Origin of the sequence: Photobacterium sp. SP02 (genome assembly GCF_038519165.1) — a bacterium.
In the GTDB taxonomy this organism is placed as follows: domain Bacteria; phylum Pseudomonadota; class Gammaproteobacteria; order Enterobacterales; family Vibrionaceae; genus Photobacterium; species Photobacterium halotolerans.
The window spans coordinates 15,796-30,013 of the sequence record NZ_JASJOJ010000002.1 but is presented as its reverse complement, the minus strand read 5'-3'; the positions used below and the strand labels follow the sequence as shown (position 1 = coordinate 30,013).

15 protein-coding genes are annotated in these 14,218 nt (G+C 49.1%); 6 read left to right on the top strand and 9 right to left on the bottom strand.

Annotated features, from left to right (window positions below; translation table 11 throughout):
- The first annotated feature begins 21 nt into the window (after positions 1-21).
- A complete protein-coding gene (rsmF, locus tag P0Y67_RS01085) occupies positions 22-1,458 on the top strand; it encodes a 16S rRNA (cytosine(1407)-C(5))-methyltransferase RsmF (RefSeq protein ID WP_342390367.1) in 1,437 nt (478 codons plus the stop codon).
- Between the two features lie 363 nt (positions 1,459-1,821).
- Positions 1,822-2,415: an FMN-dependent NADH-azoreductase gene (locus P0Y67_RS01080; RefSeq protein ID WP_192017071.1), complete on the top strand. Its 594-nt coding sequence runs from the start codon at positions 1,822-1,824 to the stop codon at positions 2,413-2,415.
- 93 nt (positions 2,416-2,508) lie between these two features.
- Here P0Y67_RS01080 and P0Y67_RS01075 read toward each other — a convergent pair whose 3' ends face one another.
- Positions 2,509-2,823, bottom strand: a complete 315-nt coding sequence (locus P0Y67_RS01075; protein WP_192017070.1) for a DUF496 family protein — start codon at positions 2,821-2,823, stop codon at positions 2,509-2,511.
- Between the two features lie 464 nt (positions 2,824-3,287).
- On the opposite strand from P0Y67_RS01075, the gene cspE (P0Y67_RS01070) reads away from it, so the two are divergent.
- The 4 genes from cspE (P0Y67_RS01070) to P0Y67_RS01055 all read left to right on the top strand — a co-directional run bounded on the left by cspE (P0Y67_RS01070) (position 3,288) and on the right by P0Y67_RS01055 (position 6,263).
- Positions 3,288-3,497 carry a transcription antiterminator/RNA stability regulator CspE gene (gene cspE / locus P0Y67_RS01070; RefSeq protein WP_027252187.1) on the top strand — a complete coding sequence of 70 codons (210 nt, stop codon included), beginning with the start codon at positions 3,288-3,290 and terminating at the stop codon, positions 3,495-3,497.
- A 380-nt stretch (positions 3,498-3,877) separates the two neighbouring features.
- Positions 3,878-4,087, top strand: coding sequence for a transcription antiterminator/RNA stability regulator CspE (cspE, locus tag P0Y67_RS01065; RefSeq protein ID WP_027252186.1), 210 nt, complete (start codon positions 3,878-3,880; stop codon positions 4,085-4,087).
- 386 nt (positions 4,088-4,473) lie between these two features.
- Positions 4,474-5,889 carry a tyrosinase family protein gene (locus P0Y67_RS01060; RefSeq protein ID WP_342390366.1) on the top strand — a complete coding sequence of 472 codons (1,416 nt, stop codon included), beginning with the start codon at positions 4,474-4,476 and terminating at the stop codon, positions 5,887-5,889.
- Positions 5,890-5,948: 59 nt separating this feature from the next.
- Positions 5,949-6,263, top strand: coding sequence for a hypothetical protein (locus tag P0Y67_RS01055; protein ID WP_342390365.1), 315 nt, complete (start codon positions 5,949-5,951; stop codon positions 6,261-6,263).
- A 670-nt stretch (positions 6,264-6,933) separates the two neighbouring features.
- On the opposite strand, the gene P0Y67_RS01050 is transcribed toward P0Y67_RS01055, so the two are convergent.
- The 8 genes from P0Y67_RS01050 to P0Y67_RS01015 all read right to left on the bottom strand — a co-directional run bounded on the left by P0Y67_RS01050 (position 6,934) and on the right by P0Y67_RS01015 (position 14,179).
- Positions 6,934-7,176 (bottom strand): hypothetical protein, encoded by a 243-nt coding sequence (locus tag P0Y67_RS01050; RefSeq protein WP_161446186.1) that lies wholly within the window; start codon positions 7,174-7,176, stop codon positions 6,934-6,936.
- A gap of 456 nt (positions 7,177-7,632) precedes the next feature.
- Complete coding sequence (locus P0Y67_RS01045) at positions 7,633-7,920, bottom strand: MarR family transcriptional regulator (protein WP_342390364.1); 288 nt, start codon at positions 7,918-7,920, stop codon at positions 7,633-7,635.
- Between the two features lie 60 nt (positions 7,921-7,980).
- Positions 7,981-9,255 (bottom strand): site-specific integrase, encoded by a 1,275-nt coding sequence (locus tag P0Y67_RS01040; RefSeq protein ID WP_342390363.1) that lies wholly within the window; start codon positions 9,253-9,255, stop codon positions 7,981-7,983.
- Positions 9,248-10,231, bottom strand: a complete 984-nt coding sequence (locus tag P0Y67_RS01035; protein ID WP_342390362.1) for a hypothetical protein — start codon at positions 10,229-10,231, stop codon at positions 9,248-9,250. Before P0Y67_RS01035 ends, P0Y67_RS01040 begins: the two co-directional genes overlap by 8 nt.
- Positions 10,231-10,434 (bottom strand): hypothetical protein, encoded by a 204-nt coding sequence (locus P0Y67_RS01030; protein WP_342390361.1) that lies wholly within the window; start codon positions 10,432-10,434, stop codon positions 10,231-10,233. Before P0Y67_RS01030 ends, P0Y67_RS01035 begins: the two co-directional genes overlap by 1 nt.
- Positions 10,424-10,798, bottom strand: coding sequence for a phage tail protein (locus tag P0Y67_RS01025; protein ID WP_161446196.1), 375 nt, complete (start codon positions 10,796-10,798; stop codon positions 10,424-10,426). The genes P0Y67_RS01030 and P0Y67_RS01025 overlap by 11 nt, the downstream gene beginning before the upstream one ends.
- A gap of 8 nt (positions 10,799-10,806) precedes the next feature.
- Positions 10,807-13,494 (bottom strand): phage tail tape measure protein, encoded by a 2,688-nt coding sequence (locus P0Y67_RS01020; protein WP_342390360.1) that lies wholly within the window; start codon positions 13,492-13,494, stop codon positions 10,807-10,809.
- Between the two features lie 103 nt (positions 13,495-13,597).
- Positions 13,598-14,179, bottom strand: coding sequence for a phage tail assembly protein (locus tag P0Y67_RS01015; RefSeq protein ID WP_342390359.1), 582 nt, complete (start codon positions 14,177-14,179; stop codon positions 13,598-13,600).
- Positions 14,180-14,218: the final 39 nt, after the last annotated feature.

Genomic DNA, 14,218 nt, shown 5'->3' with positions numbered 1-14,218 from the left:
ATTCCAACCGAGATAAAGCAAGTGCATCAGTCCATCTACATGCCAGACGATTTCATTAACCTCATTCGCCAAATTCTGCCAGACACTCTGGATATGGACAGTTTCCTCGCCAGTTGCCGTACCCCGCTGCGCCGCAGCATACGGGTCAATACACTGAAAATTTCCGTCGCCGATTTTTTGGCAAAAGTCAGTGACAAAGACTGGACACTCACGCCGGTTCCCTGGTGTGAAGAAGGATTCTGGATAGAGTACGATGAGTCAGTCACTGAGTCTTTAGGCAATACCGCAGAACACCTGGCAGGACTGTTTTATATACAGGAAGCCAGCTCCATGCTGCCGGTCACCGCTTTACTCACAAACAACGAGCAAATCGGCTGTGTACTGGATATGGCCGCCGCCCCCGGTTCAAAAACAACGCAAATCGCGGCCTCAATGCAACATAAAGGCGCACTGGTTACTAACGAACTGTCAGCCAGCCGCATCAAGGTATTACACGCCAACCTGCAGCGTTGCGGTGTGTCTAATGCCGCGATTACACATTTCGATGGGCAAATATTCGGTAGCTGGACCCCTGAAGCATTTGACAGCATTCTTCTGGATGCCCCCTGTTCAGGCGAAGGCGCAATCCGTAAAGACGAAGACGCCATGGCAAACTGGAGCCTCAAGCACGTCCAGGACATTGCAGAGATTCAGCGCGGGCTTATTGTCAGTGCTTTTCAGGCGCTGAAACCCGGCGGTGTAATGGTGTATTCCACCTGCACGCTTAATCATACTGAAAATCAAGAGGTATGTTTATTTCTCAAAGAAACCTTTGGCGATGCAGTGCAATTTGAAACCCTGGCTGACTTATTTGACGGTGCAGAAAAAACCTGTACCGAGGAAGGCTTTTTACACGTTTTCCCACAGGTCTATGATAGTGAAGGCTTTTTTGTCGCCCGCATTCGCAAGCTTGCGGCCGTTGAAAGCGAGCCGGCTAGAAAGCGAAAAGCCAGTTTTCCCTTCTCTCTGGCCTCGCGCAAAGACAGTGAGCAAATCCACCAGCAGCTGTACACAGATCTCAGCCTGACACTACCGCCAGAGCGGGAAGTTTGGCTTCGGGATCAGGAAGTCTGGTTGTTCCCTGCCCGACTTCGTCCGCTGTTAGAAAACATCCGTTTCCAGCGTATTGGCATTAAACTGGCAGAAAAGCATAAAAAAGGGTATCGCTGGCAACATGAAGCAGTCATGACACTGGCCACAGGCAAAGAGCCAAGCTGTGTTTCTTTAACTACTGATGAAGCCAATGAGTGGATCATGGGCAGAGACATACGCCCGCAAAACCTCACCGGTAAAGGTGAAGTTATTGTTACCTATCAGGATTTTCCTCTGGGAATAGGGAAATGGGTTGGAAATCGCATCAAAAATGGCCTGCCAAGGGAATTGGTAAGAGATACAGGTTTATCTGGAAAAACACTTTGAATTTGGAGTAGATGGTTATTGGTATCGATGATTGCAGTAGCCTTGACTGTCTCAGGGCTAAAACTGGCAAAAAATGCTGCTTGAACTAAGCTTGATATTGTAATTGATCTCCATTTATAAACCAGTTAGCGCAAGGCTCTCACGAGCCATTCCCCTAAGCCCGAAACAGGAGTCGTTTCGGGCTATTTTTTATCTGTTTTTCAATCCTTTACCCCTCAGACTGCTCGAATTTTTCCGAACCAAATCTTGCTTCATTCAAAATACTCGAACAACTTACACAAGTTTTTCAGCTTTTAGTGTTGTAGCCCGGCATTTATAGTTAGCCCAAGTTCATTAAAGAATCACTATAGAAGGGACAGCATTATGTCTAAAGTTCTTGTTCTGAAATCCAGCATTCTTGGCGGTTACTCTCAATCAAACGCCCTGATTGATCATCTTGTCAACGTTAAAGCAGATAGCATCTCCACCATTATTGAACGTGATCTGGTTGCTCATCCGCTCCCTGTTTTAGACGGTGAACTGGCCGGTGGTTTGCGTGGCGGTGACAATCTGACCCAGCGTCAGAAAGAAACAATTGCACTGTCTGATCAGCTGATCAACGAAATCAAAACCAGTGACACTATTATCATTGGCGCACCTATGTATAACTTCAGCATTCCGACTCAACTGAAAAACTGGTTTGACCTGATTGCCCGTGCAGGTGTGACTTTCTCTTACACTGAAAATGGGCCTGTTGGTCTGCTGACAGGTAAAAAAGTGATTGTTGTTTCTTCTCGTGGCGGCATGCATAAAGGTAACGCCACAGACACTATGGTTCCTTACCTGACCACTATCCTTGGCTTTGTCGGCATGACTGAGGTTGAGTTTGTTTACGCAGAAGCATTAAACATGGGTGATGAACTGGCCGATAAAGGCCGCGGAGAAGCGAAAGCACAGATTGAAGAGCTGGCAATCTAACAGCGCCTCATCTCTGCAGACACTTGTTACGAAAAAAGCCGCGAAAGCGGCTTTTTTATTATCAGAGACAAGCGGTTATGGTTGCTTATCCGTTTATTTCGCCGGGCGGTTCGCCAGCTCAGTACGCTTATGTTCTTTCAATTGCTTACTGGCTTCACGGCGCTCTTTTGATAGCTCAGCCGTGATGATGATGTGGTCATCAACACGGTCTTCATAATCCGCTTTCATGTTTTCAATAATGCTGACAATCTCTTCATGTGTCATATTCGGCTGAATGTAATCAATCAGGTTTTCCAGCAACTCGACGCGTTTGCGGTTGTCTCTGATCTTGCGGTCATTATCAAGAATTTCACGCTTAAGTTTATTTTTGCGTCTAGCAAGACGCACCAATTCCAGGATATTGCTCATGTTTTGTCCTTACTTTGAAACTAGAAAACCTGCATTACTTGGGTTATAACAGAAACTTGTCTTTCTTCACAAGTAAGATCACTCTTAATTCACTACACCCTGCATTTCATTGATCTTGCTCAGCGCATCAAAAATCAAGAACGATTTTTAACCGATTAATTATACTGTGGATTTTCATTATTCCGATGACAGATGCTTTTCATTAATGCGACAAGCAATGAAAAACAAATATGCACACTGTTTCTTGTTATGTGACTCACAATATACTGCGGAATTATTTGCTTTTGGAATACAAGAGCCTACTCTTTCTTAATACCAGTATTGATTTAGCTTAATGCGATAGCGTGCGACACTTCTCGTCAGGACTCTTTCGGATGACTGTGGATGTAGAGTTAGCAATTCTTTGGTGTTTCGTTAAACCTTATTGGTTAGCTACGTAAAGAGTAAGAGATTCAGGAGACAACATGTCCAAAGCAACAGGTACCGTTAAGTGGTTTAACGAGGAAAAGGGTTTCGGTTTTATCACTCAGGATAACGGTGGTGCCGACGTATTTGTTCACTTCCGCGCAATCGCCGGTGATGGATTCAAGACACTGCAAGAAGGTCAAAAAGTACAGTACGAGGTTGAGCAAGGTCAAAAAGGCTTGCAAGCGGCCAACGTAGAAAGACTATAAGCTAACATCACATTAGCGTAAAAGGGGCTGTGAAGCCCTTTTTTTGTCGCTGAAATCCGACCAGTTCTTCTTTCTCCTTTCAGGTAAAGTCCTGAATCCATTTCACAATTCCTCACATTTGCAGTTATCTTCACAATTTTTCAGGATTTTTTGGGTATGACTCACTATTTGCTTGCCGTCTGCCTTGCATTGTGGCCTAATAACTCTGCCTATAATGCAACGCTATTTATGCAACAAAGTGAAAAGTATACTTCGATACACCCGCTTCACCTAAGCGCCGTTGTCCTGAAGAGCTACATCCTTGTCCATAAGTAATCCATTATGTTGGCATGAAGCACGCCCCTGGGCGTATTTATTCCTATATTTTCAGGAGACATCCTATGTCTAAAGCAACTGGTACTGTGAAGTGGTTTAACGACGAGAAAGGCTTCGGTTTCATCACTCAAGACAACGGCGGTGCAGACGTATTCGTACACTTCCGTGCTATCACTGGTGAAGGCTTCAAATCTCTGGCTGAAGGTCAGAAAGTGAAGTTCGATATCGAGCAAGGCCAAAAAGGTCCTCAAGCTGCTAACGTTGAGCGCGCATAAGCCCTCTTCAAGCACATGAACACGAAAAAGAGCGCCTGAGGGCGCTCTTTTTATTTCCTCTGATCATCCACTGCAATCCACCCAAAACCCGCTTCCCGATGTTTTCACCTTGATGAAAAGCTTTGCTCTTCACCATTGAGGAAAACACTCACACCGTCTGACCAAAGCGCCTCCCACTCAGTTAACCCCCACATCAGATACAAACCTGTCTCCTTAGCTCATACACTCTGGTTCACACTTTTCAATTTTAGCCACCATAAGCACCTAAATGCACTATAGTGAACACATCTATGTACAGTAAAGCAGGCAATACATCCCCGAGTTCAGCCGTCTCCTTATTGCCTTCCGCTTTTTAAATGACAAAAGTAAGGAATGAGGAGTGAGAAATGACAACCATAGCGAAACTCAATTACCGCAGAAAACTGGCGGGCTTACCCCTGATCCGTTTCAACCTGTTACGTCTGAATCCTGAAGACATGAACGATTTACGAGACGCCTATGCCGCAATGTATGAAATTTCAGACATTGCGGTTGGCGATCGCCGTGGCTATTTTTCGCTGGCCCGAGGGCATGGTTATGACCAGGATCTTTGCCACGATGATAACCGGGTATTTCTTACCTGGCACCGCTCATATATCTACTCGTTCGAAAAGGCCCTGAATACGGCCTTACAGTGGAAACGTAAAGATAAAGAACTTGAACTCACATTGCCTTATTGGGACTGGACACAGTTCAGTCAATCGACTCATGCGGCAAACGGCCTGCCAAAAGTGCTCAATGACAGTCAGTATAAGAATGCAGAAGGCGTCCAGCTGGATAATCCCCTCAACCGGGCAAAAAGCCTGTATCGCATCACCTCTCAAGGCCTGGAAGGTGATGAGCAGTACACACAACGCTTCCCCAACGCTTTTAAAAGCATCATCAGTCAGCTAAAAAACGATATTGAGCGTTACATGGACAACCCCAACTTTATGCGCTTTCAGGAAGATTTCGATTTTGGCGCGCATGGTGCTGTGCATGTGTATGTCGGTGGTGCAGGTAACTCCCCCTTACCACAAGGGTCAGGTGACATGAGCTCAGTCATTTCTGCGGCCTATGATCCCCTTTTCTGGCTTCACCATTCCATGGTCGATAAAGTCTGGTTTGACTGGCAAACACTGCACCCTGATGCAAATATTCCAACATTCGTTCAACAGAAAGTTGTCTATGACGGGCGCATCGGGCGTGATCTGATTGACGCCGAGAATTCGCTAAAATACATCTATTCTGACAATTCAGTGGAATCCGCCATTGCAACCACAGGCACCACCAACACCCTGCCGGCCAAATCACTCTCTGCAGCAGCAAGCCTGGCTAAAGAGCTCTCAATGGGACTGGTTGAAGGCGGCTTTGTCCGGGCGCAACTTGATTTCCTTCGTTTACATCCCCCCAAAGAGAGTTACGAGATTCGCGCTTACATCAATAATCCCGCCTGTAATGCTTCAACAGGTTATGACGATGAAAGCTACTCTGGACGTCTCGTCTTGTTTGGTCATGGTACCTGTCACGGCGCATCAGGACATTGTAATCCGACTATGGCCGTGCGGGACGATTACGATATCCGTACAAAGCATCCATTGCGCTACGAGCACACACGTTATTCTATTGATCTCACTCGCGGATTACGGCGCTATATTGGCCGGAAGAAATCCGTCGATGATGTGAAAATCTACCTGCTTGTTATTGATGCAAAAGGCAAAGCCGTTCCACCGGAAACCCTCAAATATGATGGTTGCTCCCTTCGCACTTTTGCGAAGAAATAGCGATTGCCCTGTGGTATGTGCCTCTTGCAGCCACAGGGTTTAACTATAATCAAATTGCCATGAAAATTACCGTTCCCCCTACCGCTGCAAGAAACGGCATTCTCCGTGTCTGGCTTCAACGGATCCCTGTCGACAGCCAGATCATTTATGCCTTTCGAAAAAGCCCGAACGCCACTGATGAGCACCCTATCAGCCAGGCCCATGTTTACGGTCGCGGCGAAGGTTCATCCGCCTCTGAGAAGGTCATGCTGCAATTCCCTATCGGCCCAGGTGGCAAGCCCTTTCAGGCTGGCGAAGTGCTAATCCTTAAAAGGCGCAATACAGCGGCTGACGCCTACGAAGACGTTCAACTCGATGTCATTGAGGTTACATAACAACCCAAGATCCATTCAGAGCAACAGTCCTTATGCCTAACCGCTGTCGGTATGCGCTTGTTCGTCATCTTAAAATAATCCGTTCTTTCAAAGGTACAGCACGTCATCCATGCCAAAATCCCCCGCAGCCAGTGCAATTCTTTGGTAGAATGACCTCAGAAAACACGTTTATGCCAGTAAAGGTAAGAATGAGTAATAACGATAACCAGCCAACCTTGTTTTGGCTGGACTATGAGAGCCACAATATATCTAATTGTTTTTAAATGACATTTCTGGCCATGCAATCAAATTAGGACGCTAGCTGGACACATGAAGTTACCATTACGGAAGTTCAATTTAGAAATGTTAACCTCCTTAATATCTCTCGGTTGTAGTTAAAATAAATTAAACATGTTGCATATAATCATCATAGAAAAATTAAAAAACCCTGTAGCTTGATTAATGCTCCAGGGTTTTTCTGCATTTTGTCATTTTCTCTTTAGCTAGGCTCTTGACCAGTACCACCGCAGCTCTGACACTGGATTGGTTCATATTGCAGGTCACCGCTGTCGTCTATTTCTTGCCAATTGGCTTTGTTAGATCCAGAACCATCACATTCACTGCAAACTGTAATTTCATCTTCCATATGTTGACCTCTAACTTAGTTAAAAATTGGTAATTTTAAGTAAAGTTATCTCTCTTTGTTTGCTTGAGATAGTACAGAAGCAGCAAACTCCTTGGTTTCATCACTATACTTGGGACTTTTAAGAACTTTGGAAGCTTTAGTTTCCATCTGCTCGCCAGTTTGTTTGTCTCCATCTACTTGGGCTATTGCACTCGCAGCTAGTGATTTTTTGATTTTTGATGCGTTTGGATCAGATAGAGCCTTCGCGGCTTTAGTTGCTACACTTTTTGAAGTTTTCTTTTTGTTCATGCTCGCTCCCCAAAAATGGTTAAACACCACATATAGCACTCATAAAAACACTACAAACACAACATATAGTAGCATCGATTGAATTATGAACAACATTGTTTTGTTCCTTTCAAAGTGAGATATACATTTTAGTGGTTCACCCGGCATGGACGAGACAAACGATTACTATCTGATTTTATTCATTAAATTGATGAGGGTTTGGCGATTCGAAAATGGATAATAAAATGAAGGGCACCTGAAAAATTGAATCGATAATCTAAAAGTGATATCACTAGAATTGGAAAAATTATTCAAGCTCACGTTACGCATAACGCTTTTGAGACACATCAACTAAAACGACCACTAAGACCACCTGTTGGTGATGACCATAGCTGCCGAAAAATTTTTCTTTCGCGGGAGTTGGCCTCGTTTGCAGTATTTTCGCCTCCAGAAGAACCTAATTTTTTGATACACCTGTCAGGCGATAACGTACACGTATTCAACCCCACCCGCCGGACACGCGAATGCCTGGCGGGTAACATAGGCTTTTTCAGATAGCCGCCGCAGTAACGTACTCGCCCATGAGTTCGACAGGTCGCAACGATCCGCAATTTGTGACGGTGTGACCTGCTCACCTTTCCTCATAGCTTGCAACACTCGCAGCTGCGTTTTACTCAGCTTCACCTGTCCAACCTGTTGCGGTACCAGGCGTGCTGCTTGCACCAGACGAGCGTCGATCTGCCCGATTTGAGCATTTTTTTCCATTTTTGAATCATCCTGTAAGGTTTATCGGAGGATCTTCAATTGATCCAAATGATGAGCGGCCTAAGCGGCCATGCGTGAAGAAATCGAAATAGGTAATAGCCAGTCTTGCCAGCAGGAATTTAGCCAGTTGTGGTACGTTTCCAGCGCTTCTATCTTCTGCAGCGTCATGTGCGTGTGGATATAGGCTTGATCCAGCATATCCCGCGAATGGTTCAGCAATGACTCACAGATAATGTAATCAATGCCCAGCTCCAGCCAGATTGACCTTGCCCGCTTGCGGATATCGTGGGATGTCCACTGGCCTTTTGACACCGCCCTCACCCATTCACAAGCAGCCGCGCTATTGATTGGGCCCTGGTCCCTTTTGCTGGCCGGAAACAGAAAGTGGCCTTTGTAACCTAGCTCAAACAGCCACATCTGATATGAGCGCAGTAATTCAACCATGCCAGGCGTTAACGGATATTCCATCGCCTTACCGTTCTTAGTGTTCTCTTTGGGGATGATCCAACAGCGCCGGGTGAAATCAATGTGCTGCCATTTCGCCATCCGTGTTTCTCCGATTCGCGAACCATGAGCAGCAATCATGGTCACCAGCATTCGTGCCATGGGATGTTGCTGCTGAGCATTCATCAGCAGTACCGGCATTTGGTCGGTATTGAGTCTGCACCCTTTCACTTGCGCCGCCGACACCGAGAACGTTTCACCAAAAAACTGCTTAAATCCCACACCCACTAAGGGGTTGGTGTTGATCTGTCCGAGACGTTTTGCCGTTGAATAAGCCGTTTTCAGCAAGTTGAAGTTGGCCCGTACATAGCTCACCGAGTATCCCTGCTTAAACATGGGCTGAATGAGCTTGCTGTCTATCGTCTGATGTTCGAGCTTTAATGCCGGATGACCTTCGAAAATACTGCACAGATGCAGCTCCCCCATACTTTTCAGGTTATTGAGCCGCGCCTTAGACGATTGCTTGAGCTTAAACTCTCGCTCAATGTGCCAGTTCACCACTTGATCAACGGTCTCAAAGCCGCTGTAGTCAATCGGTTTTCCAGAAGAAAGCTGTTTCTTAGCGTGTCCAACCACCTCCATAATGTGCTTGGCAGGTAATGCCGGCCATTTACCAATCCGGTGACCAAACTGCGTGCCATCCTTGTACTCCATCAGCACCCAGGTACCACCCATGCGTTTCTTGTTGAACTTCAGATACAGCGAGCAGCGCTCATCTTTGAGCTGATGAACACGCGGATCCCGCAGGTGCTTGTTGATTTGGGTGTCTGAGATTTTTAGAGAGATGGTTTTAGCACTGTAAGCGTTGGCGTTGAGTTTCAGATTATTCATGCTTGTCGCCCGTTAAGGTTGCGTTGATAGACATTCGTGCAGGTTGCTGGCCTTGGCCGGACAGGGAAACCCGGTCGATGCTGTAGGTTCCGGCAGCTACCGAGGGAAACGTGTCATCGAGCACGAGCAACCCTTCAGCAAAAGCCGCAGGGTTTGCCGGGGCATCAATGGTCACCTTGCGCCCCTCGCGTTGCAGCTTGCGAAGCTCTGCCGCGCAGGCCTGCTCAGCTTCGGTTTTGCTGTTCTTGTCTTTGCCCAGTGACTTGAACGGGCTTGCTCCCACCTTCACTTCCTGTTTTGTCCCGTCATTTGTGGAGACATAAAAAGCCCGGACGCCGTTGAAATCATTCCGGCCATCGAGATCACCACTCACATTCACAAACTGAGCACTGCCGGGTTGGTTGCCTTGCGGCAATGAAAGCGTGATAGTTTCAATGGCTTTGCCCGTGGCCGATTTCACCTCACCAATCGGTACCACCACAAAGGTGTCGTTGACTGGCTTGGCAATGGCATCGAACTGTTTCGCCAGGCGCGACAAAAACGCCTGCGTGCTTTCGTCGGTTCGGTCGATATGTTCGATTTCAATTTTCTGTAATCTGGGGTGAACAAAAACGGCGTAGCCATGTGGGGCCACACAGTCACTGACGATCTGGGCCAGTGTTGTTTTATCCCAGCTGGCGCTTTTACGTTCGCGGTAACCCGTTGAATCTTTGATTGAAAATGGTGCCACGGTGCACACAAGCGTGACTTCCCGGGGCGACAGGCCAAAGCTGCGTTTGGAGATCTGAAAGGTATCGCGTACCACCTCACCCAACTTCACCAGGTAGGGCTCACCTTTGGGCGGCAGGCCGTCGATATCGTCTGAGCTCAGTACCAACGTGAGTGAATCCCCGTCCAGTCCGTTGCCATCTTCCAGCCGCCAGCTTTTCAGCCGCGACATCATCATGTCGGCGTGTTTGCCTTCTAACGTGATCATCAATCCCAGCTCCTTGTTACCTTTTTCACATTGGGTGCACGGGTAGCTTCCGGCAGTACAACGTATGTCTCTGCGTTGAAAAGCTCGCCCCGCACATGCGGGTTTAACCGATAAAATGCCGCTTCAAGGGCATCATCATCTTGCCCGATCTGCTTAAACAGAAAGTCCGTCACCAGCTCACCGCCGGGGGCTTTAATCTTCATTGCGGTACTCCAGCAGCTGCAGCTGTACGTCGGTGACCATGGCCCTGCCATCGTGAATGAATTCAGTTTTGCCTTCGGTGAGGTTGCGAATGGTCCAGCGCCCGAGATTGTTGCCCTGCCCGTCGCTGACTTGCTGCGGTTCATCAATCAGAACGCGGATCTTGTCTACTTTGGCAGTGGCCCCGTATTGCAACCACTTGGCCGATAAATCGATAGATTCCAGCGGCCGTCCGGTGCGTTCAGAACGTGCGCCATCAATGATCGCCACTTCACTGAAAGCGCCAGGTGTGGTCCGGTTAAAACGCGTCAGGGGCGTTTTGCCCCCGACACTAAACACAAATTCACCAATCACTAAGTGATGCATATTTCCCTCTACCCCTGATCAATGGCTGCATAGCCCAGTTGCGTTGAAATGGTGTTACCACCCATAAGCGAGGCATATTGCTCGTTCATCTGCTGAATGGCTTCCCGGGCGATATCCTTGGGGTCTTGTCCCTGAGAGGCGCTGATCTGAATGACTGGGGCAAAATGCACTGGCGGTTGCTGACGGGCGAGTGCTTCTTTTTGCTCGACGGCTTTCACCTTCTCGGCAATCTGATCCGGTGAGTCCAGCTTTTTTCCAAACCAACCGCCGATCATCTCGCCACCCATGCCACCAATGATGGAACCGGCAATGCCACCCAGCACTGTACCCACGCCGGGCAGAATGGCGGTACCAATAGCCGCACCAAGACTGGCCCCGCCCAGTGATCCGCCCAAATCACCAACAGCAGCCCCCGTCTGCTCCATGTTTCCACTGGCCAGCCCTTGAGCAACATCCACGGCGCTCATGGCAAAGCCCAGCGGCTTGAGAACAGATGACAGGCCCGTTTTTCCGGCGGATTCAGCTACGTCGCCGCCAATCTCCAGCGCACTTTCCGCCAGTGCAGTCATCGGCATCATGGCAACCGCGCCACCACCGAGCGACAGCGCCGCTCCTTTCGGGTTAATCGCACCAAGCCCACGGCGGAGTAAACCTCCTAGCCCACGGCCGCCCCGGGCACGTGTTGTGCGGGTTCGCGAGCGAGCTCTTTCACCCAATCCGCCCCCGCCACCTGAAGGACCACGACCAGAAGCAACGGCCGCATTCAACCGGCTCCACTGCCGGGCAGCCCGCGCAGCAATCCTGCCCCCTTCTTCGGTTTCCCGGTTCAAGCCTTTCCGGAACAAGCGCCCCTTATCCAGCGTATTGCCAAAAATGAGCGATGCGGCTTTACCCGCCAGCAAGGCACCTTTCAGCCCAATAAAGGCGGCGGCACCAATACCCACAACAGCCGTTAGCCCTTGATTGGCCTCGGCAAAGTCGGCAATGCCATCAACCATCCAACCCAGCGGCTCCAGCACCCAGTTCAAGGCCGGAAGCAAGGCTGTTCCAATCACCACGCTGAGGCGGTTCACCTTGTTGATGAACTGGTTCACGCCGTTTTCGCTGGTGTTGATCCGGGCGTCGTACTCTTTCTGAAGTGACTTGATATGAACGTCCTGCCCTTCATTTGCTAGCTTCAGGGCATCGGTGAAGTTCTTGGTGTTCCCAGCCAGTGCAGCAACTGCCCCTTTAGCTTCTTCTCCGAATATCTGACTAATGAGGGCACTTTGTTCATCTAAAGGGGCGTTTTTGATGGCCTCCAGCACTTCCAGCAATGTGCCGGACGCATCCAACTGCATGGACGAAGCCAGCGAGCGTGAATCAAAGCCAATTGCCGCCAGCGCACTTTTCTGGGTACCGCTTGCCGCATCCCCCAGCGTCAGGCGGCCGGAGATGTTTTTCAAGGCCGTTGCGGATCGTTCTTCGCTCATCCCCGTAGAGAGCATGGCAGCCGCCAGTGCGGCGGATTCATTCACACTAAAGCCAGATGCTTTCGCTGAAGCGCCTTCCCGGGCCATGACGGCGGCAATGTCTTTTGCTTTAGCGTTAGAGTTATTGGAAAGGTGGTTGGAAAGGCCAGCCAGCCCTAACGCTCCTTGCTGATCTAAACCCAATGCCGCCTTAAACGTTGCCAGTGTCTGCCCGGCTTCACCGGCTTCCATATCGAAAGCCACACCCATTTTGGCGGAATCCAGCACGAAGCGTTGCAGCTCACCGATATCTTTGATGCCGCTTTGCCCACCGGCTGCCAGCATGGCGTTAATATCGTTGGCATTCATGGGTGTATTGGTTGAGGTTTTCAGCGACCACGAACGCAGGTCCGCCGCCTGCTCGGGCGACATATCCACGACTTTCTTCACGTCGGCAAATGAGCTTTCGTTTTTCATCGCTGACCACATGGTTGCCGCGACAGGCGCAGCGGCAACCGCCAGGCTTGTGGCCTGCCCGCCAATCTCGCCCAGCTTGGCATTGCGGTGATCAATCCGGCTTTGAATGGACTGCATTTCTTTCAGCCGGCTGTTTTGTTTAGCAAGGGTGGCGTTGGCTTTTTCAGCCAGAGAATCCAGCCGCTTTTGCTCATCAGCAAAGTGCTTGGTGTTGATACCCGCCCTTTTCAGCTCTGCTGCGAGTCCGTTGGTTTTAATGCGGTGCTGGTCTTGCTTCTCGGTCAGCGTCTTTAACGAAGTGCCGGACTTCTTATAGGCTGCATTTAACTCGTTAGTTTTCTGCTTGCCTTCCAGCATGGACTGGCTGAGTGCAGAGACTTTCCCCTGCGCCTGATCCAGCTTGAGCTTCAGCTCGCCTGCGCCCTCATCCCCGGCTTTTTTCATTGCAGACGAGAGCTTTTTCACTTCCTGCTGTGCGGCGCGGTACTCATCCCGCAGGCTGGCCGACTGGGCTTTTTGCTCCGCCAGCGCCTTTCCCAGTTGGTGATGCTTTTCGCGGGACTTATCGATCTGCTCATTGAGCTTTTTGGCCCGCGCAATGGCCGATTCAAACCCCTTCACCTCTCTCAATTGTTGGTTGAGTGACTTCAGTTCACCACGTTGCGCTTCTAACGATTGGGTCAGGCGTTCTGTGGCCGTTGTGGTAGTGACGATATCCTTTGTGCCTTTGACCGTGGCATCAAGGACAAAGCTGATCTTTTCGCTCATCGCTTCACTCCGAGCTTCGCAAGTATGATTTCGTACCGACGCATCGCTACATCCTGCGGCCACTGGCGCAGCTCGCTTTCTGTGGTGTTGCGGTGCATCGGGATCAGATCAATGAGGCTTTCAACGTCGTCGGGCGAAAGAAGTCCCCCGACTGTTGAAAAAAAGCGCCGACCTGCGGCTTGATTGCCAAGTAATCGTTAATCGCCATTCGGTTGAAATCGGCTTTCTCCAGACCGCACACCACGCGGAACATAAAATCTTCTCGTTCATGCTGATCAGTGATTTCCGCCAGCGCTTCAGAGTGTGCCACCTTGGGCACCTTAAATCGGATGTGCTCAATGGTTTCACCGAGTTCATTCTCAAACGGGAACAGCAAGGTGAATTCAAAGTCTTTACCCGTAAGAGGCTGATCACGCAGTTCATCAGACGGCTTCAGGATGAAAGCAGAAATATCGCTGTAGAGTTGATTGAAATCCGGCGCGGTAAGCGTCTCGAATTCTTCAGCAGTCAGATCGGTACAGCCCATGATTGCCGCTTTGCGCTGGGCAAAGTGCTGCTTGGCTGAAAGGGTACCGTCCACACCCATGAAAGGCAGTGCGCGAAATGCCTCAACGGACAGGGTTTTCAGCTCCAGTGTGGGGTTTTCATTGCGTTTGAAGAACGGAAGAGTGCTGGTCTTTTTCATCATCTGCCTATACAAAAAAAGCGCCCGAAGGCGCTTGTT

Bases quoted from the DNA above. Each gene is read 5' to 3' on its own strand.
- P0Y67_RS01080 (WP_192017071.1), top strand. From the start codon at position 1,822: ATGTCTAAAGTTCTTGTTCTGAAATCCAGCATTCTTGGCGGTTACTCT.
- P0Y67_RS01075 (WP_192017070.1), bottom strand. From the start codon at position 2,823: ATGAGCAATATCCTGGAATTGGTGCGTCTTGCTAGACGCAAAAATAAA.
- cspE (WP_027252187.1), top strand. From the start codon at position 3,288: ATGTCCAAAGCAACAGGTACCGTTAAGTGGTTTAACGAGGAAAAGGGT.
- cspE (WP_027252186.1), top strand. From the start codon at position 3,878: ATGTCTAAAGCAACTGGTACTGTGAAGTGGTTTAACGACGAGAAAGGC.
- P0Y67_RS01060 (WP_342390366.1), top strand. From the start codon at position 4,474: ATGACAACCATAGCGAAACTCAATTACCGCAGAAAACTGGCGGGCTTA.
- P0Y67_RS01055 (WP_342390365.1), top strand. From the start codon at position 5,949: ATGAAAATTACCGTTCCCCCTACCGCTGCAAGAAACGGCATTCTCCGT.
- P0Y67_RS01050 (WP_161446186.1), bottom strand. From the start codon at position 7,176: ATGAACAAAAAGAAAACTTCAAAAAGTGTAGCAACTAAAGCCGCGAAG.
- P0Y67_RS01045 (WP_342390364.1), bottom strand. From the start codon at position 7,920: ATGGAAAAAAATGCTCAAATCGGGCAGATCGACGCTCGTCTGGTGCAA.
- P0Y67_RS01040 (WP_342390363.1), bottom strand. From the start codon at position 9,255: ATGAATAATCTGAAACTCAACGCCAACGCTTACAGTGCTAAAACCATC.
- P0Y67_RS01035 (WP_342390362.1), bottom strand. From the start codon at position 10,231: ATGATCACGTTAGAAGGCAAACACGCCGACATGATGATGTCGCGGCTG.
- P0Y67_RS01030 (WP_342390361.1), bottom strand. From the start codon at position 10,434: ATGAAGATTAAAGCCCCCGGCGGTGAGCTGGTGACGGACTTTCTGTTT.
- P0Y67_RS01025 (WP_161446196.1), bottom strand. From the start codon at position 10,798: ATGCATCACTTAGTGATTGGTGAATTTGTGTTTAGTGTCGGGGGCAAA.
- P0Y67_RS01020 (WP_342390360.1), bottom strand. From the start codon at position 13,494: ATGAGCGAAAAGATCAGCTTTGTCCTTGATGCCACGGTCAAAGGCACA.
- P0Y67_RS01015 (WP_342390359.1), bottom strand. From the start codon at position 14,179: ATGAAAAAGACCAGCACTCTTCCGTTCTTCAAACGCAATGAAAACCCC.